Origin of the sequence: Streptomyces sp. NPDC020845, from assembly GCF_044334165.1 — a bacterium.
In the GTDB taxonomy this organism is placed as follows: domain Bacteria; phylum Actinomycetota; class Actinomycetes; order Streptomycetales; family Streptomycetaceae; genus Streptomyces.
Window position 1 is genome coordinate 21787 of the sequence record NZ_JBIRSJ010000018.1, and the last position, 26727, is coordinate 48513.

Genomic DNA, 26727 nt, shown 5'->3' on the forward strand with positions numbered 1-26727 from the left:
GCTCCCGGAAGTCTCAGTGGCCGACCGGGGGGCATCCTGTGGCGACTGCCCGGGGTGGCTCCGGTCTGGTGTTCCGGTGTGGCCCTCGATGGTGACCCGGTGGGAGTCGTAGATCCACGTCGTAGATCCAGCACAGGGACCTGGACGACCTCTGAGCGCCTTCGACGTACGACCGGGTTTGGGCATCGGGTCATTCAGACCTCGTCCGCAGGTCTCTCCGGCTCGCCGCCGTCGTGCCGCGGCCACGGTGCGGGGCGCCGCTGTCGGCCACGGCGTGGCCGGCGCCGTGGCCGACAGCGTGTGCCACGATCAGCCCGTCGCGCACCCGGATCGCGACCTCGGTGAGGTCGTCGACCGAGGTCCTGCCGAGGGCCGCGGGAACCGTGCCACCGTCGTCGAAGACGATGCGCGGCCGCGGTAGTTCCTCGGCTGCGAACACCCGGCGCAGGCAGGCGACGAGATCGACGATACGGAGGCGGGCCAGTCGGCCGGTCTCGGCCGGGTCGCTCGTGGCGACGACGATCGTCACCGCGTCGCCTGGCCGGGCCGAGCGGACCGCCTCCTCGGCCGCGGACAGACGGCTCACGCCCAGCACGACGACCACGCCGTCGTCGGCGAGGTCGACCGCGCGGCCGGTGATCTCGTCGGCGAGGCCTCGGGGCGCCGCCCACGGGTCCTCCGCCGGCTGTGCCCGGGCGATGAAGGGCAGGTGCGGTGGGTCCGCGTCGTCGTTGACGGCGGTGTCGGCCAGGTGCTCGGCGGCGCGGGCCAGGTCGAACGGGTCACCGACCCCGGGGGCGTTCTCCGCGAGACCGGCCGCTCCGTGGAGGAGGGTCAGCGCCAGCTGGGCCGGTCGCACCATCCGGCCGCGCGCCGCGGGGCGCGACTCGAGTGCCAGGGCGAGCAGCAGGGCTTCGAACCGGACGAGTTCGGCCAGCGCGGTCCTGGTCGGCTCGGTGTCGAGCACTCCGGACAGCGAACGCAACTGAAGATGGCCGCTTCCTGGTGTGTCGCCGGCGAGGGGCAGTCGCTCGAGCCAGACCCGGGCGAAGGCGCCGAGCGCTCGCCCGACGGAGTCGGGCGATTCCACCGGTGGTTCGGCGCGGGCTCTGGCCCGTTCGGCGGCGTCGGCGAGCACCGCGAGGTAGAGCGCGCGCTTGCCGGTGAAGTTGGAGTAGACCGCGCCCCTGGTCAGTTCGGCTCGCTCGGCGATCCGGTCGACCTTGGCCTCGGCGTAGCCGTGCTCGGCGAACTCCTCCCGGGCCGCGACCAGCACCGCCGCGCGGGTCCGCTCCTGCTGCTGGGCGCGCGTCAGTCTCGCCATCGTGTCCCCTTCCGCTCCCGTGTCATGATACAAACGGCATCCAGATGATGACGTCATCCAGAAAACGTAAACATCGGAGGTTGAGTGTGGGTGGCAAGGGGTTCGAGGCCGGCCGACGGCACCCAGCCAAGGCGCAGCAACACCGCGAACCGTCGACATCCCGACCGCCGGGGCCGGGCGACGGCCGGAAGACCACTCAATTCGCGCCGCGAGCCACCGGCGGCCTTCCCACGAACCGAACCGCACACCCAGGAGACACGACATGACCCGGTCCGAAACTCACGCGACGAGCGCCAACCTGTTGGTGCTGCATGCCCTGCGCTGTGCCGGGGCCGCCAGCCCCACCCGCCTCCAGGGGGTTACGGGACTCGACGAGTCCGACATCGAGTCCGAGCTCATCGATCTCGGGGCCGAGGGCCTCGTCACACGGATATCCGGTGACATGCCCTGCTGGCTGCTCACGGACACCGGCCGCGCCGCCGACGCCGAGCGCATCACCGACGAACTCGCCTCGGCCAACGCCCGCGGAGCCGTTGAGGCGGCATTCGACCGGTTTCTCGTGCTCAACCCGGAGCTGCTCGACCTCTGCGCGGCATGGCAACTCCGCACCGTCGATGGCATCGTGAACGCCAACGACCACAGCGACCCCGCCTACGACTCCCGGGTCCTCGACCTATTCGCCGATCTCGATCGACGCGCCGCCCCCGTCTGTGCCGAGCTGTCCGCGGCACTGCCGCGATTCGGCCGTTACCGCGACCGTCTCGCCGGAGCCCTCGATCGCGCCGCCTCCGGCGCGCTGGAGTACGTGACCGACAGCACCGCCTCGTACCACACCGTATGGGCGGAGCTGCACGAAGACCTGCTGGCCACCCTCGGGATGCGGCGATGAGATGGATTCGCACGATCTCCGCCCAGGCCGAGGAGGCGGCGGAGACACTGGGTGGCAAGGCACTCGGCCTGGTCCTCCTGCACCGCCTCGGGTTGCCGGTGCCGGCCGGGTTCGTCATCACCGCACAGGCATGCCGTGTCTTCCTACGGGACGGATGTCTGCCCGACGGGCTCGACGACGAACTCGCGACGGCCATCGCCGAGCTCGAACTCACCACCGGGCGCGCCTTCGGCGGACCGAGGATGCCGCTGGCGGTCTCCGTGCGCTCCGGGGCCGGTGTATCGATGCCCGGCATGATGAGCACGATCCTCAACCTCGGCCTCACGACCGAAGCCACCGCGGGCCTTGCCGTCGAGACGGGCGACCGGCCGTTCGCGCTGAACTCGCGGCTGCGCTTCCTGTCGAGCTTCGCCTCCGCGGTCACGAACACGGAGGCGGGCGACGTGAGCGACGCGGGCGACGTAGTAACCGGCCATGGAGAAGATCCCGGGCGAGGAACCGAGGACGAGGAAACACGCCTCGCCGATGCGATGAAGGCAGTCGAGGAATTCGTTCGGAAACGGTGCGGACAGCCGGTCCCCGACGACGCGGCCCGCCAGCTGGCGTCGGCGGTCGAGGCCGTGTTCTCGTCCTGGGACACACCACGCGCACGAACCTATCGCGCGTTGCACGACATCCCGCACGACCTCGGAACGGCCGTGATCGTCCAGACGATGGTGTTCGGGAACCGCGACGACCACAGCGGCACCGGAGTCGCGTTCAGCCGCGATCCCAACACGGGTGAGAACATCCCATTCGGCGAAGTCCTGTTCGGGCACCAAGGAGAGGACGTCGTCTCCGGCAGATCGACGACCCGGCCGCTGCGCGAACTCGGCGAGCGGGAGCCGACGGTGTGGGCGGAGCTGCTCGACGCCCTGAGCCGGATCGAAGGACACTACCGCGACGCCTGCTATGTCGAATTCACCTTCCAAGCCGGCGAGTTGTGGATTCTGCAGGTCCGGCCCGGCCGGTTCGTCGGAGGTGCCGCGGTGCGGGTGGCCACCGAACTCGCCGACGAGCGGGTCATCGAACGGCACGAAGCGCTGCTCAGGATCTCCCCAAGCCATCTCCGTCATGTCCGCACGCCACGCATCGCGTCATCCGAGGAGGCCGACGTCTTCGCCCGGGGCCTCGGCGCCTGCCCCGGTGTCGCGGTCGGCCAGGTGGCGACGACGGCGGACCGAGCGGTACGCATGGCCCAAGGCGCCCCGGTCATCCTGGTGCGCCCGGAGACCTCTCCCCATGACATGCACGGTCTCGCCGCCGCCACGGGGATCGTCACCGCTCGCGGCGGGCCGGCCAGCCACGCCGCGGTCGTCGCACGAGCCATGGAAAGGCCCGCGGTCGTGGGCGTCGTCGACCTGACCGTCGATGCAGGCAACGGCACCGTCACGGCCGGCGGGCGCACCATCGGCGACGGCACCCTCATCACCATCGACGGGACGAGTGGCGAGGTCGCCCTCGGCCGCCCCCGCATCGTCGCGAACGCGGGCGACAAACACCTCCACCGACTGCTGGCATGGGCCGACGACACCTCGGGGGACCACTCCCCACGCGACGAATCCCAGCGGCTCGAAGCGGCCCATGCCGCACTGCGGTCCTCAACCACCCGATGACAAGGCAAAGCTGAAAGGAGATCGGCGATGCCGACTCGGCACGTGTATGTGGTACGGCACGGAGCGGCGGACCCGTTCGGCGTACTGACCGACATCGGGCAGCGGCAGTCGGAACTGCTCGGGCGGCGCCTGGCCGCACTTCCGATCGACGCGGTGTGGCATTCCCCCCTCCCCAGGGCGGTGCGGTGCGCGCAGATCGTCGGCAGGCACCTCCCGAACGCCGGCGTGCGGGAAGCGGCCGAGCTGATCGATCACGTACCGCACGTACCGGACGACGCGCCGCCGGCGTGGGCGGCGTTCTTCGACGGGTACGACGCCGAGGAGGCCGCGGCGGGAGCACGCCTCGCCGATGCCCTCACCGACAGATTCGCGCGCCCTGCCACATCCGAGACTCACGAGGTCCTGGTCACCCATGCCTATCAGGTGGCCTGGCTCGTCCGGCACGCACTCGACGCGCCACCGGTGCGATGGCTGGGGCTGAACTGTGGGAACACGGCACTGACCGCGATCGAATACCGCGACGGAATGGCGCCGACGGTACTGCTGTACAACGACATGGGCCACCTGCCGACCGATCTGCGGTGGACGGGGTTCGGGAACGGCACACGGCCATGAGAGGCGGCGTGACCGCTGCGTTCGGCGGCCGGGCCACGGTAAAACCGTACGCCCGGGGGCCACTTCGGGCGGCTGATGTTCGTCAGTATCCTCGGGTGCCGTGACCGATTCGACACCGCCGCCATGGGTTGACGACCTCTTTCCGTTCCCCACACCGCCCGCGCTCCGCACACTGATCGACATCGCCTGGCAGGACGCGTACGACTTCTACCAAGAAAACGAAAGTTACGATTACACCCTGCTGGAAACCCACTACGACTTCATGTTCGACCTGGCCACGATTCCCCGCCCGCCCGATGGCTGCGACGGCTACCCGGAATTCGACAACCAGCGTCGGCAGCCGTCGCTGCCCCACTACGCCACGCCCGAGTTCGTGCCCTTCGGCTTCCTCGGCGACGGCGGCGACGTCGGCTGGCTGGTACCCGCGCCGGAACTCGGGAGGCTGGACCATCCGGTCGCTCTGGCCAGCGGCCATGAACACGGTGTGACCCTGATCGGTGCGGACACCCGTACCGGCCTGGATTTCATGCTGTCGTGGGCCCTACGACGGTGGCGCGAGAACCCGGACCCGGAGCCCCCGGCGGGTCGCGACCTAGATGTGTGGCTTGCCCAAAACCAGTGGCGCATCAGCGCCCGCGCCAAAGACCGGAGACTTGTTGACCGGCTGGCCGCCGAACTCCGCGTACAGCCGGACCCGGATCGGACCTTTCCCGGTTCACGGTGGAAAGGCACGGCCGTCACGGAAGACACCGAGTTCGACATCGTGTTTGACGTACCGGAGGGGTGGCGGCACCAGCCCGGCGCGGACGGCATCGGCGTGCTCGCCCCAGCCGACGCCTACTACGATCGGGAGCCGGTGGTCTACATCAGCTCGTGGGAGTCGTCGCTCGAACCGGCGCTGGCCGACGCTGAGCGCCTGCTCGACACCGGACACCCGGCGACCGCGTTGCTCGGGCTCAAGGACATCTTCGTCAACGCACCGAGCGCCCACTTCGCCGATCTCAAGCCGTTGTGGGCGCGAGCATACCGAGACCTCGGCCGGTCCGAATACGCGGAGCGCCTTGACCTGATGACGCCGATGTACCAGTGAAGTGCGCGGAGGATCAAGAACTTTGCGCTTGAAGTCAATGACACCTGGAGGTACGGGCCTGAAAATCTTGAGTGGGATCCACACAGGGGGAGTGACCGATGCCGCCCGAGTTCGACTATCAGGCCGCCGATCGGTTGAGCTGGGTGCTGAAACAGTTCATCGAGAAGATCGACTGGTTTCTGTGGCTGCGCAGCGGGCAGCGCAAGGCGCTCCTGTCCACTCCGAACAGCGCCAACTGGCAGGGCGCGAAACGCACGCACTACGAGCATGACCTCGCCCGCCAGCGAGCGGCCCTGATCCACCTCAGGGAAGAGGCCACACGGCTCAAGGCGCAGGTGGACCATGCCACCACACAGGCCCACGCACAGCATGCGCAGCAAAAGCCCAGGAACTAGGAAGGTTGGGCTGACATGGTGTCGGCGATTCCGGAGAAACTTTTCGCGTATTCCGCGGCCTGTACGCGGGGTGCGGAGCAGTTTCAGCAGTGGGTGAGCGCGTACCTGTCGTCCGCGTTGCGGGACGCCGAGAAGAGCGGCGTCGCGCCACCCTCGTCGCTGGACTCGTCCGTGGCGAAGTGGATCGCCGCCGCCTTCTACACGGACCGGGATGTGAGCACGGTCGGCCGGGCGTTCCAGGAGGCGGGCGGCCCCACGGCGGGTACGCCCCCGAAGTTGGTCTCCGCCTCCGACCAGGACGTCAACACCGCCTTTCAGCGACTGCAGACCCAGTACGCGCAGCAGTCGCGCTCGACGGAGGCCGGGGCCGCGCTGGCGAGGCGCATGGAGCAGGCCGACGGCCTCGGGCCGATTCTGGCGGAGCTCGGCAAACACGCCAACGATCCCTATTTCAACGCCGGTTTCTACAACCAGCTGAGCAGCGAGCAGATCAGGCGGCTGATGTCCGACCCGACCGGAATCAAGGCGCTGGTGAGCGCGTTCGCCAGCGGTGCGGTCTCCAAGGAGACCGCTGACAAGGTCGCCCGGCAGCTCGGCTGGGACCAGCCCGGAATGATCCCCGAGCTGCCGCTTCCGTGGAAACAGCCGTTCCCGTGGGAAAAGCACAACGACGACGTCCCGCCGGACGACCAGATCGCGTTCCTCAAGGCGCTGCTGGCCAACCGGGCGGCAGCCGCCCAGTTCGCGTACAACTTGGACGATAGCGAGTTGTTGCGGATCAAGGAGACCTATGGGGCGCGGGCCTCCGGCCTCGGATTGCTTCTGGACAAGGTCTACGCAGCGCATCCGTCGTGGCCGCGCGGCGCCGAGGCGCCGACGAGCGCGGATCTTTCGTGGGAGCTCAGGGGCGCGGACACCCTGCCCTACCCGTCCGTGGCCCCTCAGGGTGTGGACCGCAACGGCAAGCCCTACTCCCGCGACGAACTCGCCGTGCTGAGCTGGATCGAGCTGCACAAGGACACCATTCTTCAAGAGGCGCGCAGGTGGAACGTCGACCCGAGGGCCATCGTCGGCGCCATCGCATGGGAAGCCCTGAAGAACAAGGACCGCTGGTGGCAGGACGTCAGGGACGGGCTTCCCGCTCGGCCGCCGCTCGACTATCACCTGTCGGCCGGCCCCGGAAAGGTGCACATCGAATCCGAGATCGTCAAACAGATCGAGGCCGGATACCTTCCCCGCCAAGGAGAAGACGGCCGTCGGGAGATTCTGCGCACCTCGGACGGGTCGATCAGGTACATAGCCGCGATCCTCGGGGCCTACTCCAAGGTGACTGAGGAGAACCCGGACCGCGAGCCCATCCGGAACAACGTCCCGGTGCTCCTCAACCTGTACCAGGGAAGCAATCTGGACAGATGGCGGGCGTGGCTGAACACACACCCGGGCGAACGGTACCAACCCGGGAACCGGATGTGGAAATGGTCCGTATCACCCGAGGGCCAGCGCTTCCTGAACGACTCCCTGCGGCTGTGGGATCAGGAATAGCCCGCGTCGGCGGCGTAGACGGGTCAGTGGTGGTGGCTGTGCCGGCCGAGGGTCTCTACGGGGGTCGCGCCGGGGCGGGTCCACTGGGGCACGGGGCGGCTGGTCGGGCCCCAGGTCGCGTTCCCGTCCGCGTCCGAGCGCCAGGACCAGCACGGGCTGCCGCCTTCGGGCCAGCCCTGGGGGTTGTCCTCCCATGCCTCGCCGCGGCCGTAGGGCGTCATGTCGAGCAGGCCCAGGGACCCGTTGACCCGCTCGTTGCCACGGCCCGTCGTGGAGTAGGTGAGGAACACGCGGTCGCCGTCGCGCAGGAAGCAGGTGAGGTAACCCATGTCGCCGCCGACCGGCCCCTCCACGCCGCGCACGGAGTACCAGGGCTGGGTGTAGCCCATGAACGCGACGTAGGAGGCCACCTCGTCCCACCGGCCCGTGGTCAGGACGGCGAACGAGACGCCACGGGCGTTGAGGTAAGCGCTGTCTTTCAAGTGCCAGGCCGTGGTGGTGCAGCCCTCGCACTGCCCCTGGTGCGGCGCGCCGTCGTACCACATGTGCTTGTAGACCACGAGCTCGTCGCGGCCCTGGAACAGGTCCAGGAACGGGACCGGGCCGTCGGGTCCGACGACCTCGACCGTCCCGTCGAGCTCCACCATCGGCAGTCGGCGGCGGGCCGCGGCGAGGGCGTCGCCCTCGCGGGTGTGGGCCTTCTCGCGGACCAGAAGCTCGTCACGTGCGGCCTGCCAGGTGGCCAGGTCGACGACGGGCGGGCGGCCGGGCAGCGCGGCGGTCGAATCGTTCGGCATGGTCGTCATGGTGTCCTCCGTGGTGTCTGATGCTGGGCAGCGTCGTACGACGCCCTACAACGGTCACCAGAACAGACTCCCGACCGGGCGGAAACTCATCGCGGCACGGGGCACCCGGGGCCCTCGGGGCACTCGGGGCACCCTTGGCCGAGCGCCTCGTCTGGCTTCAGCGGCGTGCTCTGGCGGTCTTGCGGCGGCGGATGACCACGGTCGTCATGACAGCGGCCTTGACCGCGACAATGCCGAGAATGATGACGAGCGCCCAGCTTGACCACGAGGAGTCCACCAGGGCGCGGCCGGCTCCGAGGTGCACGGCCAGGACCAGCAGGGCGACGGCGGACAAGGCGATCGTCTTGCCGTGGGCGCGGAGCGGTGACCGTGCGGCGGGTGGCCCGCCCGCCACGCCGGGGGCGTCCTCGGGTGCTGTCGCCGGAGCCTGGGAACGATGCCAGGTCACATGCAGGTTGTCGCGTCTGCCGATCTTCTCGATGCGTGAGGCGATGCCGTCCTGGATGCGCCGCAGGTGTTCCTCATCGTCGGCCCGGGCGCGGAGTGTCAGCCCTTCGGGACTGGCTTCCAGAGTGCACTGTCCGAAGCCGAAGTCGAGGACGCCGCAGGCGTCGGACCATTCCACGTGCCGGATCCGGGGAGGAGCCCCGCCGGCTGTGTGGGCGCGCGGCCGGTGGCCGGGGATTCCGGTCATCTGGCTGCCGTGTCGGCAGAGTTGGACGAGGTACCGGCTCGCCCGGTCGGTTGGGATGTGGGCTTGTGCGGTCAGCATGTCGCTGCCCACATCGGGGGCCGCTTCCTCGGTCAGTGCCGCAGGGTGGGCATCGTCGACCTCGGAGGACCCGGTCTTGGTGGCGGAGACCAACCAGCCCTGGAGGCCGTCGGGGTGGCGGTACGAGGCGATGGTGGCCGGTTGGATGGAGTCGATGCGCCATCCCTCGGCGAAGGCAAGACGGATCTCCTGTGCCGTGAGCTTGTGCGGGCGTCCCAGCTCACCCGGCTGCCGGTCGCTGAAGCCGAGCATGAAATAGCGGCCGCCCGGCCTCAGTACGGTGCGCAGGCCGCGGAGGTAGGCGGCACGGTCCTCGCTGGTGAAGCTGTGGAAGACCAGAGAGTCGAGCACGGTGTCGAAGGGACCTGAAAGGCGTGCCAGCTCTCGGGCGTCGTGGCGCAGGAAGCGGGCAGTCAGCCCGCGCGACCTTGCCTTGCCCTGGGCGGTGTGCAGTGCGTTTGTGGCGAGGTCGATACCGGTGACGTCAAGCCCCAGACCAGCCGCGAGCAGGGTGTGCTCGCCAGTGCCACAGCCGACGTCCAGCACCCGGCCCCGGATGGCCCCGGCGTCAGCGAGTGCCTGAAGCGCCGGCTGGGGCCGGCCGATGTCCCACGGCGGCCTGCTGCTGTACAGCTCTTCCAGTGCCCCCGAGGCCCCGGCAGAAGCCCCGGCATGGGAATGCGGCTGTGTCATGGCGACGCCCTTTCCGTCTTGGCTGCCCGGCAACGCTCACGACGCGATTGCACGTCCGGCAATCGGGGCCGGTGCCGACAGTCACAACTTTTGCGATACAGAGTGTCGCTGTCAAGTCGAATCGTCGCACCAGCGGCGCGGCGTACAATGGCTCGGTGCCGAAGCTGTGGAACGAGACGATCGAGGAGCATCGCAACGCGGTGCGCGAAGCGATCCTGCGCACCACCTGGTCACTGGCCTCCGAGCAGGGACCCATGTCGGTGACCATGTCGCAGATCGCCGAGAGGGTCGGCATCGGCCGGGCCACGCTCTACAAGTACTTCCCCGATGTCGAGTCGATCCTGAGCGCATTCCACGAACGCCATATCGCAAGCCACATCGAACAGCTTCACCAACTCCGCGAGAGCCTCCCCGACCCCGGCGAACGGGTTCGGGCGGTCCTCGAGCACTACGCGCTCATCTCCTACCGCCGACGCAGCCAGGGCACAGAGGAGCTTTCGGCGCTCCTCCACCGCGGCGAAGCGATCGTCCAGGCACAGCGCCACCTCAGCCGGCTCTTCGAGGATGTGATTGCGCAAGCCGCCGCCGCCCAGGCACTCCGGGACGACATCGCCCCCCGAGAACTCGCCACCTACTGCCTCCACTCGCTCACAGCCGCCGCCGATCTGCCCTCGGAAGCCGCCGTCCACCGGCTCGTCAGCGTCACGCTCGCAGGGATGCAAACCCCGGCGTGACCGTCGATATCGACCCCGTCGGGCACCGCCCTTCATGAGCCGGAAGCCGGGTCTCCGGATTCAGCTGTTCATCCCGCCCGATCGCGGACGGGTCGCGGGGGTTGAGCCGCAGGTCAGTGCAGGTCTACCTGGAACGCGTGACGGTAGTCGGCAGGGCAGGTGAAGACGCGCAAGTCTCCCCACCGGCCGACGACAACCCCTGTCTCGTCGTCGCTGGCCACGGTGAACAGGAGTGTCATTGCCGTGCCGCAGTCACCGCAGGCAAAGACTGTGGGGTGGTTCAGGTGCCATGTTGGCCAGCCGCCGAGTTTCCAGCCGGCGAGGCGGGTGATGACGTCACCGCCGTCGCCGGTCTCGCGGACCAGTTCCTCAAGCCGCGGACGGAGCTCTGCCGGCAGCTCCTCACGGAAAGGGAAGTCGGTCACGTGCTCGGCGGTGATGGCGCACGCCTGCGGCAGGTAGCCGTCCTCCTCATACCGCGAGGGCGGCGGCGGAGTCGTCAATGGGCTGATCACGTCAGCGGCCCGACGCCATCGCACCTCAAGCACAGGGCTGACATCGGCCTGCGGGGCCGGCGGATCCCAGTGTTCATTGGGACACCAAACGATCTGCAAGAGGTCGATGCCAGCGGGCCACCAGGGTCCCGGCGCGTCGCGGCGGAATATCTGTGCGACTGGCACCATGGGTGTGGCAGGCACGCCAGATGGGCTGTTCTCGTCGGGCAAGGAGCATTCGGGCCACGGTTCGTCAGCCGGCCATAGCAGTGGTCCGCCGATAGAACTGTCCCGGCAGTCCGGCTCTGCGCGCTTGGGATGGAATATGACCGCGTCGCGCGCGTGGGGAGCGAGTTCGGGAAGAACGGCGAGTATCGCTTCGACCGTCGGTCTGGAGGTGCTGGTCATCATGGCTTCCGGTCAGCTGGTCGTACATTGCTCGCAGCGTATAGGTCAGCTGTGACAGTCACTCCCACACGCGGATCATGAGCGGAGCCGCAGCCGAAGCGCGGCAGCCATGACAGTGGTCACGCCATGGAATGCCGATGTTCGCGTTCCCGAACGGGACGATGCGGTCACTTCCTCCTGGAACGACTCGGAGAGTTCCGCCGGCGCGCCAGCGTCCACACCGTCGCGTAGATGATGAATGCGCTCATCGCGATGGCCCAGACCCACACCGCTTCGCCACCTCGACGGATCATGATGATCCCTGAGGCGACGGTGGCGGCCACGACGACCAGCCATCGGTATCCCATATCCACGTCATGCCTCCTGAGCAGCAAGCCGCACCGTCCGCAACGCCGGTTCGGGCAGCCGGGTGGATCACTTCACCACGATCCTTCGTCCACGTCCACAGCGGCATCATCACCCCCCGAGCCGTCGCCACTCGATATGACAGGCGGGCCTACGTCTTCCACGGCACAGTCACGACCGGTGTGATCAGGTTATGGCTCCGCCCATGATCCGACCGACAGCGCCTATGCTTCCGCCGTGACCGACACCACGCATGGCATACGGATCAGACCAGGCAGCCTGGCCGACGCACCCGCCATTCTGGACATGCTCGACTCCGCGGTGGCATGGATGAACGAGCGCGGAAACACCGAGCAGTGGGGCACGACGCCGTATTCGCAGAAACCCGGCGGGGTGGCGCGCGTCGAGCGATACACCACCGAGAACGCCCCTTACATCGCGGAGTTGGACGGAGCACCTGTCGGAGCCCTGGTGCTGGGCTCGGGTCCCGACCCGAAGGTGCCGATCGCGTCGGTCGGGGAGCCCGAGCGGTACGTCCGGCTGCTGGTGTCCGACCGGCGGCACGCCGGTCTGGGCATCGGGGCGGCGCTGTTGGCCCATGCCGCCGAGGAGACCCGGCGGGCCGGTGTGGAACTGCTGCGGGTCGACTGCTGGGCCGGTGGCGGGGGCGAACTGGTCGCGTTCTACGAACGCAACGGCTTCACCCCTACCGACCGTTTCCTGTCCGGGAGCTGGCCCGGACAGGTGCTGGCCCGGCGGGTCGGCTGACGGCGCGGGCAGGTCAGCCGACGACGGGCTCTCCCGGTCCCACTGGTCGGCGGGTCAAGCTCGACCAATAGCCCACACCGCCACACCAACCACCGGTTCGACACCCACCGTTGGGGGCCGACCCGACCTCTTGTCCGTGAACTCGAGCCCAATCGTGGGTAGATCTGGAAGAATTCTGGCACGGGACTGTCTGACGCGCGCAGGAACGCCAGAGAAGGCACGGGGGCCGCTGTGGAACCGATCATCATCGTCCTGATCATCCTGGTGGTATTCGTGTTCATCGCGCTCATCAAGACGATCCAGGTCATCCCGCAGGCGAGCGCCGCCATCGTCGAGCGCTTCGGCCGCTACACCCGCACCCTCAGCGCGGGCGTCAATATCGTCGCGCCGTTCTTCGACACCATCCGCAACCGCGTCGACCTGCGTGAGCAGGTCGTGCCGTTCCCGCCGCAGCCGGTGATCACCCAGGACAACCTGGTGGTGAACATCGACACCGTCATCTACTACCAGGTGACCGACGCCCGCGCCGCCACCTACGAGGTCGCCAGCTACATCCAGGCGATCGAGCAGCTGACCGTCACCACCCTGCGGAACATCATCGGCGGCATGGACCTGGAGCGCGCCCTGACCTCCCGCATGGAGATCAACGCGGCGCTGCGTGGCGTGCTCGACGAGGCCACCGGCAAGTGGGGCATCCGCGTCAACCGCGTCGAGCTCAAGGCGATCGAGCCGCCGACCTCCATCCAGGACTCGATGGAGAAGCAGATGCGCGCCGACCGTGACAAGCGCGCCGCGATCCTTCAGGCCGAAGGCGTGAAGCAGGCCGCGCTGCTGAAAGCGGAGACCGAACGCGAAGTGGCCGCCATCCTCGCCCGCGGCAGCGGAGCGACGCGCAGCACACCGCAGTCGCCCGTCCGGGCCAGTCCCGTACCCGGACACCAGCCACTGCGGCAGGACGACCCTCGCCGTATCGGCCGTTACCACCTGACGGCTCGGCTGGGCCAAGGAGGGATGGGGACGGTCTATCTGGGCCGGTCTCCCGGGCGGCGCCTGGTCGCGGTCAAAGCCATCCGGCCTGAGTTTGCTGCGGACCCCACGTTCCGGGAACGCTTTGCCCGCGAGATCGATGCCGCACGCCGTGTCGGCGGATTCCACACCGCGCCGGTGGTCGACGCCGACTCCCACGGCGACCTGCCCTGGCTGGCCACCGAGTACATCCCAGGCCCTTCACTCCACGATGTCCTCAGACAGCAGGGTGCCCTGCCCACGAGAACCCTTCTCACCCTCGCCGTCGGCATCGCCGAGGCACTTGAGGGCATCCATGCCTGCGGCATCATCCACCGTGACCTCAAACCCAGCAACATCATCGTCTCCAGTGCAGGCCCTCGCGTCATCGACTTCGGCATCGCCCGAGCCCTCGACAGCACCGCACTCACCCGTACCAACCATGTCGTCGGCACACAGGGATTCCTCGCCCCGGAACAGCTCACCGGCACCTCGATCACGCCCGCCGCGGACCTCTACGCCTATGGCATGGTGCTGTGCCATGCCGCCGGAGCCACGCCGCTCACAGACGGCGAATCCCTGGAGTCAGCCCTCAGTCTGCTGCCGGCTCGTTTCGTCGGCATCATCACCCGGTGTCTCGACCACAACCCGAACGGCCGTCCGACACCCACCGAGGTACTCGAGCAGCTCTCCCAGAACGACTCCCCGTCCGAAGACTGGCTGCCGCCTCCCGTACGCACGATGGTCGACCTGCATAACGCCCCTACCGCCACAGCGCCTTGAGCCGATCACGCGTGTGATTTCCGCCGGTTCAGAGAGCGGAGCCCGGCCACTGAGCGGACGAGTGATGCAACCTCCTGGGAGCGACTGCTCTGTGGCCATGCGATCACCGTGGTGACTTTCGGCGCGTCGACGACGGGCACCGCGACATGTTCGGGCCACTGCCAGGCACGGCTGGAGGCAGGGATGACGAGCAGCGTTTTGCCGAGCGCCACGAGCTGAGCGAGCTGCGACTGGGTGTGTACCTCCGGTCCGGGCCCGTCCGGGTAGGACCCGTCGAGCCGGGGCCATCGAGCGATCGGCAGGTCCGGCACATTGCTGACATCCGCCAGCGTGAGCTGATCGCGTGATGCGAGCGGATGCCCCGCGGGAAGGATCGCGACCTGGCCTTCGGCGCAGAGGTCTTCGGCGTCGAACCCGGCGAGGTCGTCGAACGGGCGATGCATGAGTGCCACGTCGGCCTGCCCGTCGCGGAGCAGCCGTGCCTGCTCGCCGACCTCGCACAGAAGGACCTCAACCGGTGCCGTCCCGGGTTCGCTCGCAAGCGTGTCGAGGAGCCGTCGCAGCAGTTCGTGGGACGCCCCGGCCTTCGTCGCGAGCACCAGTGGCCGCTTCGGATCCCCGGCACGCCGCGTACGACGCGCAGCGGCCGCGACCGCATCGAGGGCCACTCCGGCCTCCCGAAGCAGCACCCTGCCGGCATCCGTGAGCGCCACGCCACGACGGTCCCGGTCAAAGAGCTGGACGCCGAGCCGCTGCTCCAGCCGGCGGATCGCGCGCGAGAGCGGCGGTTGTGCGATCCCGAGCCGACCGGCGGCGCGTCCAAAGTGCAATTCCTCGGCGACGGCGACGAAGTACCGGAGCTCGCGGGTCTCGAGATCGTCCACGCGAGCAGCCTACTGCCTGATACCTGGTGAGTATCACAGTGGACTGATCCGGTATTGGACGGCGAGCGCGCGGCTCGCCGAGCATGGATCGAGTGAACGACACGAAGACCGCGCTGGTCACCGGCGCGAACAAGGGAATCGGTTTCGCCATCGCACAGGGTCTCGGGGCGATCGGCTTCACGGTCGCGGTGGGGGCTCGCGACGATGCCAGGCGCGAGGAGGCCGTCAAGCACCTGCGTGCCGCAGGCGTCGACGCGTTCGGGGTCGCCTTCGACGTCACCTCCGACGACGGCGTCGCCGCCGCGGCGGCGACGATCGAGCAGACGGCAGGTCGGCTCGACGTGCTCGTCAACAACGCGGGCATCTCTGGCCGGACCGACGGTGACGCGCAGGATCCCACGACGCTCGACCTCGACGTCGTCCGCACCGTCCTTGACACAAACGTGTTCGGGGTCGTTCGGGTGACGAACGCGATGCTCCCGCTGCTCAGCCGCGCGAACTCGCCGCGCATCGTCAACATGTCGAGCAATATGGGTTCGCTGACGCGGCAGACCGGCCCGATCATGGCCGCGTACGCACCGTCGAAGTCCATGCTCAACAGCGTCACGGCACAGTACGCCCGCCGACTCGCCGATACGAATATCATCGTGAACGCCTGCTGCCCCGGCTACGTGGCGACCGACTTCACCGGCTTCAACGCGCCGCGGACACCCGAGCAAGGCGCCGCGATCGCAATCCGGCTCGCCACCCTGCCGGATGACGGACCGCGCGGCGGCTTCTTCGACGACGAGGGCGTCGTCCCCTGGTGAGGCGCGATCCGGCCGGCGGTTGCCTCGCCGCCCACGTATGGCGTGACGAACCCGAGCACGTGCTCTGCGGCGAACGCCCTACGGGGCGGGCCACCGCTACCAACCTCGCTGCTAACCTCTGCGGAGTCAAAGCGACTCAGGGGGAAAGTCCGTGCTCACGTCGCCTGCCACGGAGTGGCCGTGGCTCATGGCTGTCATAGCTCTCGTAATCCACTGCTCCGCCATGGCTAAATGGGTGCCAATTCAGAAATTCTGGACGGTGTACCCCTTCATATGGGTGCTGTGTGGTGTCGGAGCAGTGGCGATCGGTTCGTCGCAGGGCTTCGCCCTGACCGACATGCTCGTCCTGTGTTCATTTGCCCTCGTCGGGCTGACAATCGGCCTGTTCCCGACTCGCAAGCTGTTTGTGATGTGGGCCCACGAGATCAACAAGGGCGTGAAGCAGGAAACTTACCCCTACCCGCGCTCGCACCTCGCATTCTGCGGCGTCTCCGTGATCGTCGCGGTGCTCGCCGCGTTTCTGCTGGTGCGGTGAGACGCCGCGATCAGTGGACCGGGCTGCGGCTGACGCACTGACGGCAGCGAGCCGCTGCACGCTGCCCGCATGCAGTTGGTGGCGCCCGAAGCCCGGGAGCGGTTCAGCGCAGCGCGGGAGCTGCGCCTGGCCGCGGTCGGCATCGGGTCACCACTGGGCGATGAGCGGCGTGTCCGGTTCGTGCTGCCGCCAGGCTTCGGTGAGGCGGACGAGTCGGGTGGGGGCGGCGATGCCGCGCACGGTTGCGATCTTGCCGTTGGTGATGTCGAACGTCACGGCGCCCACGATCTGGTCGCCGAGCACGAAGAGGATGGCAGGGGCGCCGTTGACGAGCGCGTAGTGGATGGCGGGCGCGCCGCCGGCGAATCGCCGTTTCGCGGGTGTGGGTTTGAAGCCGGCCCGTGCGATGGCGGCGATGCGCTGCGGGGTGTCGTACCGCAGCAGCGTCTCGGACAGGCCAGCCCCGTCGGAGATCGCGGTCGCGTCGTCGGTGAGCAGCGCCACCAGCCGTTCGGTGCGGCCCGAGGAGGCAGCGGCGAGGAATTCCTCGACGATCCTGCGGGCGGCTGCCGGGTCGGCTTCGCCGCCGCCGCGGCGCGCGGCGGTGATGCGGCGCCGGGCCCGGTGGAGGTGCTGCTGGCTCGCGGACTCGGTGATGTCGAGGATCTCGGCGATCTCGGCGTGGCTGTAGGAGAACGCTTCGCGCAGGATGTAGACGGCCCGCTCGAGGGGTGACAGGCGCTCCATGAGAGTCAGCACGGCCAGGGAGACCGATTCGCGCTGCTCGAAAGTGCCGGCCGGGCCGAGCATCGGGTCGCCGTCGAGGAGCGGTTCGGGCAGCCAGGCGCCAACGGCGCGTTCGCGGCGGGCTTGTGCCGAGCGGAGCCGGTCGAGGCACAGGTTGGTGACGACCTTGGCCAGCCACGCTTCCGGCACCTTGATCCGCTGCCGGTCGGCGGCCTGCCAGTGCAGGAACGCATCCTGCACGGCGTCTTCGGCGTCGGCGGCGGAGCCCAGCAGCCGGTACGCCAGCGAGGCCAGCCGGTTCCGGCTGGCCTCGAACCGGCTGGTGTCGAAGCGATCAGTGGCGGTGTCGTCCACGCGGAACACCCTATGAGGCGGCTACGCGACCGCCTTCTCGGCGGTCACGTCCGTCACGGCGGTCGCGTCCGTCACGGCGGCCAGGCGGTGCTTGCGCTTGGGCATGCCGAAGGTGGGGTGGGAGGTGGCCCACAGCGCCATCTTGAGGATGCCCGCCTTGATCCGCGCGGGGCTCCGGCCACCCATGTGCTTCGGCTTTGCCTGCCCTTCGTCGTCGACCATCTGCAGGATCGCGTCCCGCCGCCCGAGGCTGATGTGGTTGTACGTGTAGACCAGCTTGGTGTTCGCGACCTTGCGGCCGGTCAGGCGTCCCACGATCGCCTCGATGGCCTGCTGGCCGGTGTAGCCGGCCGAGGCGCAGGACATCGGCAGCGGCCGCCCGTTGTCGCCGATGGCATAGGCGCTGTCGCCGGCGGCGTAGACGTTCGGGTACGAGACCGACCGCATGGTGCGATCGACGACGATCCGACCGTTCTCGGTGACCCCCAGCCCGCCGGCGGCGGCGATGGGGTTGACCACGAACCCGGCCGTCCACACGGTTGCGTCGGATGCCAGGGCGGTGCCGTCGGCGCACAGCACCCGCGTCGCTTCGACGACTTCGACGCTGATGTGCTCCAGGACGGTGATGCCCAGCCGGTCGCAGGCCTGGCGCAGGTGACTGCGGGCTCCGGTGGAGAGCCGGGAGCCCAATTCGCCGCGGGCGACCAGCGTCACCGACAGGCCGGACCGGGATTCGGCGATCTCGGTTGCGGTCTCGATGCCGGTCAACCCATCGCCGACGACCACCACGTTCCCGGCTTCGCCCCGCCTGCCCAGGCTGTCCAGGCGCTCGCGCAGGCGCAGCGCCGAGGGCCGGGCGGCGATGTCGAAGGCGTGCTCGGCCGCGCCGGGGACGCCGTGGTCGTCGCCGTGGCTGCCGAGCGCGTAAACAAGCGTGTCGTAGCCGAGTTCGCCGCCGCCGTCGGCGTTGGCCACGGCGACGACCTGGCGCTCGGGGTCGACGGCGGTGACACGGGCCAGGTGCAGCCGTATCCCCGTGCCCGCGAAGACGTCGGCAAGCTTGGGAGCCTTGATCTGCTGGCCGGTCGCGAGCTGGTGCAGCCGCATTCGCTGGACGAAGTCCGGCTCGGAGTTGACCACGGTGATGTCGGTGTCCGCCGGGGACAGCCGGCGGGCCAGGTTTCCGGCCACATAGGCCCCGGCATAGCCGGCGCCGAGGACGACGATGCGGTGCTTCATGTGTCGCTCCTGTCGGTTCGCTTGCTCTTGCGTGAGTTGAGCGGGACGGCGCCCCAATTCCTGACAGGAACTGTGTGTGGCATGGGTCACAGAGCGGCAGGAGCGCCGCCCAACAGAAGATGTCCGTCGGCGAACTCGCCGAACGCCTCGGCATCCCACCCGCCGACCTGGCCGTGCTGGCCAGCCGCACGAGCGGGATGAGCGTGGTGAGCGGGGTGTCGTCGGGCGGGTTGGAGAGCCAACTGCACCGGCTTCAGCTCGCTGGCGGGCCATTGGGCCAGCAGCCGGGCCCCTGCCCAAGCCCTACTCGTGCTGTGACCGGGAAGGTTCACCGGCTCGCGACACCTCCAGTCCGCCCACATGGCTTCACCCAGGGCAGAACGCCGCTCCCTTCCCGCGGCGCCCCGGATCCCTAGGCTGAAGGGGTGAGCACTCATGCGCCGAACGAAGCCCGCGTCATCCCCTTGCGCCCACAGACCTCGCCGCCCGGGTCCGGCGGGGCTACCCGCGCCCCGCAGCGACCGGCGGGAGCCCCACAGACACCCGCCCCGAGGGAACCCCTGTGGCGCGACCTCGTCGGCGATGTGCTGCGGCGCGAGCGGCTCGCCCAGGAGCGCACGCTGAAGGACGTCGCGGAGTCGGCCCGGATCTCGATGCCGTACCTGTCAGAGCTGGAGCGCGGACGCAAGGAGGCCTCCTCCGAGGTGCTCGCGGCCGCGGCCCAGGCCCTCGGGCTCGGCCTCGCCGACCTGCTCTCGCTCGCCCAGGACGAGCTGGCCCGGTACGCCCGGAGCCGGGCGGGCCGGGGCCGCACATCGCCCACAGCGCAGTACGACGGCCTCTGCCTCGTCGCCTGACCCGAACGAACCGACAGCCGGTACGACGGGGCGCACCACCGCCGTACCGGCCGGCTCGTCGGCCTTGGGCCACGGCCGCGCGGGGTCAGACGAACGCGAGCCGTCGGCTCAGCACCTCGTCGGCGAGCCCGTAGGCGACGGCCTCCTCGGCGGTGAGCACCTTGTCCCGGTCCATGTCCGCGCGCAGTGTCGCCACGTCGTGATGCGTGTGCCGGGACAGGACCTCCTCCACCTGCGAGCGGATGCGGACCATCTCCTTGGCCGCGAGGCTGAGGTCGGAGACCGTCCCCTGCCGACCGCCGCTGGCCGGCTGGCCGAGCAGCACCCGCGCGTGCTGGAGCACGAAACGTCGCCCGGGATCTCCGCCGGCCAGCAGCACCGCCGCCGTCGACGCCGCCTGGCCGACGCAGAACGTGGAGATCGGCGCCTGCACGAACGTCATCGTGTCGTAGATCGCCATCAGCGAAGTGAACGATCCACCGGGCGAGTTGAGATAGATCGAGATCTCGCGCTCCGGGTTCGCCGACTCCAGATGCAGGAGTTGCGCGATGACCACATTGGCGACCCCGTCGTCGATCTCGGTGCCGAGGAAGATGATCCGCTCGTTCAGCAGCCGACTGAAGACGTCGTAGGACCGCTCACCCTGCGCGGTCCGCTCGATGACGTAGGGAACCGTGTACGACCCCATGTCACAACCCCATCCGTCGGCGCGACGCGGCCGGGCGGATGTCGGCGACCGACTCCACCACCCGGTCCACGATCCCGTACTCCCTGGCCTGCTCGGCCGTGAACCAGCGGTCCCGGTCGCCGTCCCGCGCGATCGTCTCCTCGCTCTGCCCGGTGTGCTCGGCGGTGATCCGCTCGATGGCCTTCTTGGTGAACTGGAGGTTCTCCGCCTGGATCTCGATGTCCGCGGCGGTGCCACCGATGCCCGCTGAGGGCTGGTGCATCATGATCCGCGCATTCGGCAGCGCGAACCGCTTGCCGGGCGTCCCCACGGTGAGCAGGAACTGGCCCATGCTGGCGGCGAACCCCATCGCCAGCGTCGAGACGTCGTTCGGGATGAGCCGCATGGTGTCGTAGATGGCGAGACCCGCGGTGACCGACCCGCCGGGGCTGTTGACGTACAGGCTGATGTCGGTGCGCGGGTCCTCCGCCGACAGCAGCAACAGCTGCGCGCACACCCGGTTGGCCGACACGTCGTCGACCTGTGTGCCGAGGAGGACGATCCGCTGGGCGAGCAGCTGTGCCGCGAGATGGTCGTCGAAGCGGCTGGGCGGTGTGTCGCCCTCCTCCGCGCGGGGCGGGAGCGTGGTGAGTGAAGTCATCTGGTCTCCTTGTCGAGGCGGGGACGCCGTCGACTCCACTCTTGACCTCGGGAGATCCCCGGATGCGGTTTCTCTGCCCGCCGCAGATTCGCCACGGGCAGAGTTGACGGCTCAGTGGGCGCGGCGGCCCGGGCCGAGGCGTGCGCCAGGGGGCGTCCGCCCCAGCGGATGCCCTTCTCGCCGCGGACGCGGGCGCGTTCCTTGGTTGGCGTTGGCGAGGGTGAACCGCCGCACCAGACCGAAGTAGGCCTCGATCGGGTTGGCTTAGGAGGCGTAGGTCGGGGTGGAACACAGCTCGACCTTGTTCTTCTTCACCCAGTGGCTTCAGGGCGGCGGCCATGCTGTTGGCGGTGCCCTTGTGGCGGCGGTGACGCCCCAGAGAGTGTCGTCGCCGATGGAGTAGCAGCCGTCCCGCACAGGCTCGGCCACCACACCTCCAGCGGTCGGAACGGACGTCACCGCCCATCCAACCGCTCCAACCTGGACAACGGTTGTGCCGACACCTCGAGGAACCTCGCGGCCGCCTGGCGTGGGAACGCCGACCCGTGCGGGTCGGGCGGCGGGCCCGGAATGTGCCGCCTGTCGCAACAGCCGGCGGGCCCGGAGCTGTGTTCCGCTCGTCGGCCTGTCGGGCCGGACAGTGGCGTTGCACAAGCGGCTGTTCTCACTTGACCGGTGACTGCACGTGTCATGCCTGGACGGTGGGGCGAACGTTGATCTCGCCGACCTCGACGTCGCCGGGCTGCTCGATGGCGAAGGCCACCGCGCGGGCGACCGCCGCCGGAGGGATGCCCATCGCGTCCATGTTCTTGCGCGTCAGCTCGCGGATGTGCGGGTCTGCCATGGAGCCGGCGAGATCGGTGCGGACGTATCCCGGCGAGATGGCTGTCGTGCGCATCACCCCGTCGGTGGACTCCGTGCGCAGCCCCTCGTGGATGGTGCGCACCGCGTTCTTGGTCGCGGCGTAGACAGCCATCGAGGGGGACACGGACAGGCCGGCCACGGAGACGATGCTGACCAGGTGGCCCGACCCCTGCTCCCGGAAGACGGGCAGCGCGGCGGCGACGCCGTTGAGCATGCCGCGAAGGTTGACATCGATCATGGCCGACCAGCCTTCGGTGTCGAGGTCGGCCAGCGGGCTGATCGGGGCGATGCCGGCGTTGTTCACCAGGACGTCGATGCGGCCGTACTGGTCGATGGCGGTGGAGACCAGGCGCCGCAGGTCCTCCGCCTTGGTGACGTCGACGACGCACGTGGCAGCGCGGCCCCCCTCCTTCCGGATGTCCTGCGCTATGGCGTCGATGCGCTCGCCGCGGCGCGCCGCGAGGACGACCGCGGCGCCGCGCTGGGCGAGCAGACGGGCCGTGGCTTCGCCGATGCCGCCACTCGCTCCGGTGATGGCGACGATCTTGTCGTGAAGAGAGAGCATTACTGCCTCCAAGTAAAATGGACACGTGTCCGGTGCACGGGTTCACCGTACCGGACACGTGTCCACTTTCAGAAACGGAGCATCAGGAGAGGCCTATGAGCGCGCCAGCACGCCGTACGGACGCGGCGCAGAACCGGACCCGCATCGTGGAGGCCGCCCGCGCAGCCCTCGCCGAGTCCAACCACGTCCACCTCAACGAGATCGCCAAGCGCGCCGGTGTGGGACAGGGAACGCTCTACCGAAACTTCCCCAACCGCGAAGCGCTCCTCGCCGAGGTCTACCGGCGCGACGTCGAAGAACTCGTGACCGCCGCGTCCGCTCTGCTGGCGGAACACGAGCCCGTGGAAGCCCTGCGTCACTGGCTCGACCGAGTGATCGACTACGCAGAAATCAAGCGCGGCGTCCTGGCAGCGCTCGAGCCGACGGCGTGGCAGGACCTTGTCGCCCACAGCCACAACCCCATCGAAGGCGCCCTCGGCCACCTGCTGGACGCGGGGAAAGCGGCCGGCTCCATCCGCACGGACGTGGACGCCCCCGGGGTCCTTCTGCTCATCGCCTACCTCAGCCGACTCGACCGGGATAAGTGGGAATCAACGGCACGGCCTCTGATGAACGTCATCCTCGACGGCCTTCGCCGACAGGACGCGGACCGGTGAGGGCACAGGAAAGGTCCAGTTCCTTCCCGATGCCCGGGCCCACCCGCCGACCTGGCAGATCTCACCCACCCGACACGGCGACAGCCCCATATGCTCACCCGTACCGAGCGCCTTGCGGATCCGACGGCGCGGTCCAGGCCGACCGCACACCCCTCCAAACCACGTCCGCGCGACAGCACGGCCTACGTCAGCCGTGACAACCGTGCCTACCTTCGGCAGTGCGGGACCAAGGCGACCAACTCCAGGACCCGAGCAGGACCTGCCGCTCACGTGGATCCGCCACCGCAAGCACCGGGCCAAGGCGCACGAGCCACGGCCCACACGACACACCGCGAGAACGAGGTCCCACCGGTCAACGGCGGATCCCCCGCCACCTCACCCCCACGCTGACTACAACCTCTCAATCCGACGCACTGCGCTGATCCGGTCGATCGGCAGCTGCGCGCCGTCGAGGATCACGTGGGTCATGCCGGCGCGGGGCATGGAACGGCCCCAGCGCCCGCGATCCCTTCGACGTGCCGATACGGCGCCGATGCGCGGCCGGCGGGCGGGACAGGCACTCGACGACGTGGCGCGGAACGTCGCGCGTGGCAGCACAAATGACCGCCGCGAAGTTTCTGGTGGGCACGGACATGATCTCGTGGTGAGACCTGTCCTGCCAGGGGCTTCACGGACCTTCACGGACCTCCGCTCTCTCAGCCGGTGTGGAGGATCCGAAAGCGACCGGGTTCCGTCGGATCTCGATCAACGACTTGGACCGGCGTCCAAGCCCATTGCCAAACGCTGATGCCTGGCGTGCGGGAGAACCGGATCTGCCCGCGGGTGCCCTCGACTGCAACGCGCGGCCAGGATTCGGCAATGCGCTCCCGATCCGCGCCGTGAGAACGCAGTACCTCGGCGAGGACGGCACCCGTGTCGTAGCCCTCGAAGGCGACGAAGGAGGGCGCTTCGGCCAGCCGCTCGCGCAGGGCCGTCTCGACTCGTGCACCGAGTGGGCTGAGGCGCTCGGGCAGGTAGCGCAAGAACGGGATCGCGGCGCCGTCGTCGCCCAGCAACGTCGCCCATTCGGAGAACTCCGGTTGCCCGGCCGGAGCACCAATCATGATCTCGGCGAGGCGCTGGGCGCGGCGGACAGACTTGACGATCGGCACTGCCGGCTCCGGGTGGCCGACCAGAAGAAGGAGGGCAGTCGCACGATTGTCGACGAGTTCGTCGCACACGGCTGTGGGGGCGAGCGCGCGCATGTCGAGTTCGATGACGGTGCCGCCGCGTGGAGCGAGGTAGTCCCGCAGAGTACGGGCCCCGGACGCCCAGTAGACACTCGGCTCGGCTGCTACGGCGATTCGACCGTGGCCCGCACTGAGGAGGAAGTCTGCGTAGATCCGCCAGCCGTGGGACTGCGCCGGGGCGAGGCGTGCGACCCAATCCGTTGGTTGTTCGGTGAGCCCGTCGAGAACCGCTGACGAGCAGAGGAACGGCAGGCCGAGGGCGTCGGCCCTGGCAGCAGCGGCGCGAGCGACGACGCTGTGATACTCCCCCGCCAACGCAACCACGCCCAGGCGAGCCAATTCATCTACGGCCGCCGCGGCCCTCTGTGGATCGGCCGCGGTGTCCCGGACCACCAGCTCGAGTGGTCTTCCGACGATCCCGCCGGCGTCATTGACTTCGCGAACGGCCAACTCGAGACCAGCGAGCAAGTGCTGGCCTGCCTCGACCCAGCCAGGCCGAGTCAGCGGAACGAGAGCGCCGATCCGGACGGATGATCCATAAGTCCGCTCCGCTCCAGGTGGCGATGGTGGCGTATTCATGCGTTGGCGTCTCCCAAGTGCCGCTTCGGTTGCAGTCTGCCCGGATCGCAGAGTGAACGTCAGTGGCGCCGAGAGTAGCCGAGCCGGGAGTGGCCAGCTCCGCGCCCGTCCCGTGGCCGTCAGCCGACCCCCGCGCCGCTACCCGAACCGATCACCGCCCCGGACCAGCTCACCCCTCTCCATATGCACCGACGCAACCGCCTGGACGAGGGGAGTCGGGGGCCTCTCCGAGACGGATCGCCCGCTAACGCTCGAACTGCACGGCGGCAACACCGCGATTCTGGAGGTCTCGTCGAATCTACGGGCGGGCATCGGCGCCCGGCGCCGCCGAAGCCCGGTCCGACGGCGCTCAGGTGCCCTTCGTCAGCAGGGGCCCCGGCCCGCCTCGGCCAGATGCCGGGGCAGATGCCGAGGCAGGGCCAGGAGCCAGGCCAAGCGGGCTGATGGTCGGATCAGGGGTTCTTGCGTACGACGGCACGCGGAGTGCACGGGGGCTTGCTCGAGTCGTCGGCTCCGTCCAGCACGGTGGGGATGGTCGCACCCCTGTAGCTCTTGGAGAACCTGGCCGTGGTGTAGAAGACATTGCCGTGCGCACACCTGGTGTCGCGCGCGAGCCGCCACGCGGAGAAGACCGCCTTGGTGCCGGTCCTGCTGTAGCTGCCACCCCGTACTTTGTTGCCGTTGCTGTAGTCGGCTGCCCGGATCGCGTCTCCGGAGATCTTGGAGAAGGTTCCGCCGCTTACGGTGTTGTTGTTGCTCTGATTCGCGAAGTACACCGCGTGCATACAGCCGGGGCAGTCCCTGTTCACGAGGTTGCGGAAGGTGTTCCCCGTAATCGTGGTGTTCCGGGCGTAGTTGAGATGGACCGCCGCGTAACCTGACTCTGCACCACCCATGTCCGTAAACTTCATTCCCTTGATGGTGGCGCCGATCACCCTTCGGCTGTCGGCCGTACCAGTGCCGCGGAGCATGATCCCGCCCGTGGTGTACCGGCTGAGCCGCAACCCGGTGAAGGTGAGCTTCGTCCTCGTCGGATCGACGACGAGCCAGTACTTCTGCCTCTTCGCGCCGTCGAAGACCGGGGCTCCGGTGCCGGGCTGCGGCTTGAACGTGACGCTCTGCGCCGACCAGTTCCCCCACCTGTACTGGGGAAGCTTGTAGGCGCCTCCCTTGAAGAGCACCGTCACCGTCGGGGGGTTCTGCCGGGCGGCGAGGACTTTACGCACATCGGCGAGGGTCTTCACGGGCTTGCTCTGCGTCCCGGGGTTACCGCTCTTGCCCGTGGGGCTTACGTAGACCACACCGCTTCCAGCGGCATTGGCCGGTACGGCGAGAATGCCGCCCGCGGCGACGAGGGCTCCGGCGACCAGGGTGCCGCAGACTCCGGTGGTGAGGGCGTGACGCATGGCTGGCTGCCTTTCGGATCGTTGATTGCTCCGATCGTGTGTTGCCGGGGTTGGGTGAACCTTGTAGGAACCTTGTACGGGCTGCCGAGGGCCCGCTCACCGAAGACCGGTCACACCCGACCCGCGCCGATCCCGCCCGGGCTGCCTGATGCCGGCCGGGATGCTGGTGTTGGCGCCGGGACTCGGCATCCGGCTCAACGGTGTCGAGTGGACGGTTGAGGAGGGCGAGCCGCAGGCTGGGGCCGTGGTGTTGCGGGATGCCGCAGATGAGGTGGAACGCCGTGATCCAGCAGCACGGCGGCCCCTGGAAGGCCGCCTCCAGCAGCGCCCTCTGCCGGGGCAGGGTTCGGCGGGAGG

Annotated in this window: 25 protein-coding genes and 3 pseudogenes; 14 read left to right on the plus strand and 14 right to left on the minus strand. The window is 68.8% G+C overall.

Features of this window, described 5'->3' with window-relative positions; translation table 11 throughout:
- Positions 1–190: 190 nt before the first annotated feature.
- Positions 191–1324 carry a TetR family transcriptional regulator gene (locus ACH4U7_RS40015; RefSeq protein WP_398532697.1) on the minus strand — a complete coding sequence of 378 codons (1134 nt, stop codon included), beginning with the start codon at positions 1322–1324 and terminating at the stop codon, positions 191–193.
- 262 nt (positions 1325–1586) lie between these two features.
- On the opposite strand from ACH4U7_RS40015, the gene ACH4U7_RS40020 reads away from it, so the two are divergent.
- The 6 genes from ACH4U7_RS40020 to ACH4U7_RS40045 all read left to right on the plus strand — a co-directional run bounded on the left by ACH4U7_RS40020 (position 1587) and on the right by ACH4U7_RS40045 (position 7510).
- Complete coding sequence (locus ACH4U7_RS40020) at positions 1587–2213, plus strand: transcriptional regulator (RefSeq protein ID WP_398532698.1); 627 nt, start codon at positions 1587–1589, stop codon at positions 2211–2213.
- Positions 2210–3868: a pyruvate, phosphate dikinase gene (locus tag ACH4U7_RS40025; RefSeq protein ID WP_398532699.1), complete on the plus strand. Its 1659-nt coding sequence runs from the start codon at positions 2210–2212 to the stop codon at positions 3866–3868. The genes ACH4U7_RS40020 and ACH4U7_RS40025 overlap by 4 nt, the downstream gene beginning before the upstream one ends.
- A 27-nt stretch (positions 3869–3895) precedes the next feature.
- Positions 3896–4483 (plus strand): histidine phosphatase family protein, encoded by a 588-nt coding sequence (locus ACH4U7_RS40030; protein ID WP_398532700.1) that lies wholly within the window; start codon positions 3896–3898, stop codon positions 4481–4483.
- A gap of 100 nt (positions 4484–4583) precedes the next feature.
- A complete protein-coding gene (locus tag ACH4U7_RS40035) occupies positions 4584–5573 on the plus strand; it encodes a hypothetical protein (RefSeq protein ID WP_398532701.1) in 990 nt (329 codons plus the stop codon).
- Between the two features lie 98 nt (positions 5574–5671).
- Positions 5672–5968 (plus strand): hypothetical protein, encoded by a 297-nt coding sequence (locus ACH4U7_RS40040; protein ID WP_398532702.1) that lies wholly within the window; start codon positions 5672–5674, stop codon positions 5966–5968.
- A gap of 93 nt (positions 5969–6061) precedes the next feature.
- Positions 6062–7510, plus strand: a complete 1449-nt coding sequence (locus ACH4U7_RS40045) for a hypothetical protein (protein WP_398532703.1) — start codon at positions 6062–6064, stop codon at positions 7508–7510.
- Between the two features lie 23 nt (positions 7511–7533).
- On the opposite strand, the gene ACH4U7_RS40050 is transcribed toward ACH4U7_RS40045, so the two are convergent.
- On the minus strand, positions 7534–8316 hold the full coding sequence (locus ACH4U7_RS40050) for a DUF899 domain-containing protein (protein WP_398532704.1): 783 nt from the start codon (positions 8314–8316) through the stop codon (positions 7534–7536).
- A gap of 157 nt (positions 8317–8473) precedes the next feature.
- Entirely contained in the window at positions 8474–9781 is a 1308-nt protein-coding gene (locus ACH4U7_RS40055; RefSeq protein WP_398532705.1) for a DUF2218 domain-containing protein, read from the minus strand.
- A gap of 155 nt (positions 9782–9936) precedes the next feature.
- Here ACH4U7_RS40055 and ACH4U7_RS40060 point away from each other — a divergent pair, with 155 nt between their 5' ends.
- On the plus strand, positions 9937–10515 hold the full coding sequence (locus tag ACH4U7_RS40060; protein WP_398532706.1) for a TetR/AcrR family transcriptional regulator: 579 nt from the start codon (positions 9937–9939) through the stop codon (positions 10513–10515).
- A gap of 113 nt (positions 10516–10628) precedes the next feature.
- Here the strand turns inward: ACH4U7_RS40060 and ACH4U7_RS40065 are convergent, their stop codons facing one another.
- Entirely contained in the window at positions 10629–11420 is a 792-nt protein-coding gene (locus ACH4U7_RS40065) for a hypothetical protein (RefSeq protein WP_398532707.1), read from the minus strand.
- Positions 11421–11584: 164 nt separating this feature from the next.
- A complete protein-coding gene (locus ACH4U7_RS40070) occupies positions 11585–11770 on the minus strand; it encodes a hypothetical protein (RefSeq protein ID WP_398532708.1) in 186 nt (61 codons plus the stop codon).
- 229 nt (positions 11771–11999) lie between these two features.
- On the opposite strand from ACH4U7_RS40070, the gene ACH4U7_RS40075 reads away from it, so the two are divergent.
- The 3 genes and pseudogenes from ACH4U7_RS40075 to ACH4U7_RS40085 form a co-directional block, all read left to right on the plus strand.
- The gene (locus tag ACH4U7_RS40075; RefSeq protein ID WP_398532709.1) at positions 12000–12530 is read left to right on the plus strand and encodes a GNAT family N-acetyltransferase; all 531 of its coding nucleotides are present in this window, start codon (positions 12000–12002) and stop codon (positions 12528–12530) included.
- A gap of 231 nt (positions 12531–12761) precedes the next feature.
- Positions 12762–13409 (plus strand): annotated as a pseudogene (locus ACH4U7_RS40080) (SPFH domain-containing protein); the annotation flags it as partial.
- Between the two features lie 111 nt (positions 13410–13520).
- A pseudogene (locus ACH4U7_RS40085) lies at positions 13521–14318 on the plus strand (serine/threonine-protein kinase); the annotation flags it as partial.
- A gap of 5 nt (positions 14319–14323) precedes the next feature.
- Here ACH4U7_RS40085 and ACH4U7_RS40090 read toward each other — a convergent pair.
- Positions 14324–15202: a LysR family transcriptional regulator gene (locus ACH4U7_RS40090; protein WP_398532710.1), complete on the minus strand. Its 879-nt coding sequence runs from the start codon at positions 15200–15202 to the stop codon at positions 14324–14326.
- 83 nt (positions 15203–15285) lie between these two features.
- Here ACH4U7_RS40090 and ACH4U7_RS40095 point away from each other — a divergent pair, with 83 nt between their 5' ends.
- Both ACH4U7_RS40095 and ACH4U7_RS40100 read left to right on the plus strand, forming a co-directional pair.
- Complete coding sequence (locus tag ACH4U7_RS40095) at positions 15286–16011, plus strand: SDR family oxidoreductase (protein ID WP_398532711.1); 726 nt, start codon at positions 15286–15288, stop codon at positions 16009–16011.
- 298 nt (positions 16012–16309) lie between these two features.
- Positions 16310–16546, plus strand: a complete 237-nt coding sequence (locus tag ACH4U7_RS40100; protein WP_398532712.1) for a hypothetical protein — start codon at positions 16310–16312, stop codon at positions 16544–16546.
- Between the two features lie 147 nt (positions 16547–16693).
- Here ACH4U7_RS40100 and ACH4U7_RS40105 read toward each other — a convergent pair whose 3' ends face one another.
- A complete protein-coding gene (locus ACH4U7_RS40105; protein WP_398532713.1) occupies positions 16694–17647 on the minus strand; it encodes a sigma-70 family RNA polymerase sigma factor in 954 nt (317 codons plus the stop codon).
- Between the two features lie 21 nt (positions 17648–17668).
- Positions 17669–18886 carry an NAD(P)/FAD-dependent oxidoreductase gene (locus tag ACH4U7_RS40110; RefSeq protein ID WP_398532714.1) on the minus strand — a complete coding sequence of 406 codons (1218 nt, stop codon included), beginning with the start codon at positions 18884–18886 and terminating at the stop codon, positions 17669–17671.
- A gap of 425 nt (positions 18887–19311) precedes the next feature.
- Between ACH4U7_RS40110 and ACH4U7_RS40115 the strand changes: the two genes are divergently transcribed.
- Positions 19312–19743: a helix-turn-helix domain-containing protein gene (locus tag ACH4U7_RS40115; RefSeq protein WP_398532715.1), complete on the plus strand. Its 432-nt coding sequence runs from the start codon at positions 19312–19314 to the stop codon at positions 19741–19743.
- Positions 19744–19828: 85 nt separating this feature from the next.
- On the opposite strand, the gene ACH4U7_RS40120 is transcribed toward ACH4U7_RS40115, so the two are convergent.
- The 4 genes and pseudogenes from ACH4U7_RS40120 to ACH4U7_RS40135 all read right to left on the minus strand — a co-directional run bounded on the left by ACH4U7_RS40120 (position 19829) and on the right by ACH4U7_RS40135 (position 22500).
- Complete coding sequence (locus tag ACH4U7_RS40120) at positions 19829–20431, minus strand: ClpP family protease (protein ID WP_014172690.1); 603 nt, start codon at positions 20429–20431, stop codon at positions 19829–19831.
- A 1-nt stretch (position 20432) separates the two neighbouring features.
- On the minus strand, positions 20433–21071 hold the full coding sequence (locus ACH4U7_RS40125) for an ATP-dependent Clp protease proteolytic subunit (protein ID WP_398532716.1): 639 nt from the start codon (positions 21069–21071) through the stop codon (positions 20433–20435).
- Between the two features lie 134 nt (positions 21072–21205).
- Positions 21206–21479: pseudogene (locus ACH4U7_RS40130) on the minus strand (IS630 family transposase); the annotation flags it as partial.
- Between the two features lie 280 nt (positions 21480–21759).
- Positions 21760–22500 carry an SDR family oxidoreductase gene (locus ACH4U7_RS40135; RefSeq protein WP_398532717.1) on the minus strand — a complete coding sequence of 247 codons (741 nt, stop codon included), beginning with the start codon at positions 22498–22500 and terminating at the stop codon, positions 21760–21762.
- A 95-nt stretch (positions 22501–22595) separates the two neighbouring features.
- Between ACH4U7_RS40135 and ACH4U7_RS40140 the strand changes: the two genes are divergently transcribed.
- Positions 22596–23156 (plus strand): TetR/AcrR family transcriptional regulator, encoded by a 561-nt coding sequence (locus tag ACH4U7_RS40140; RefSeq protein WP_398532718.1) that lies wholly within the window; start codon positions 22596–22598, stop codon positions 23154–23156.
- Positions 23157–23851: 695 nt separating this feature from the next.
- Here ACH4U7_RS40140 and ACH4U7_RS40145 read toward each other — a convergent pair.
- Positions 23852–24964: an ABC transporter substrate-binding protein gene (locus tag ACH4U7_RS40145; RefSeq protein WP_398532719.1), complete on the minus strand. Its 1113-nt coding sequence runs from the start codon at positions 24962–24964 to the stop codon at positions 23852–23854.
- Between the two features lie 452 nt (positions 24965–25416).
- Positions 25417–26370, minus strand: a complete 954-nt coding sequence (locus tag ACH4U7_RS40150) for a right-handed parallel beta-helix repeat-containing protein (RefSeq protein ID WP_398532720.1) — start codon at positions 26368–26370, stop codon at positions 25417–25419.
- Positions 26371–26727: the final 357 nt, after the last annotated feature.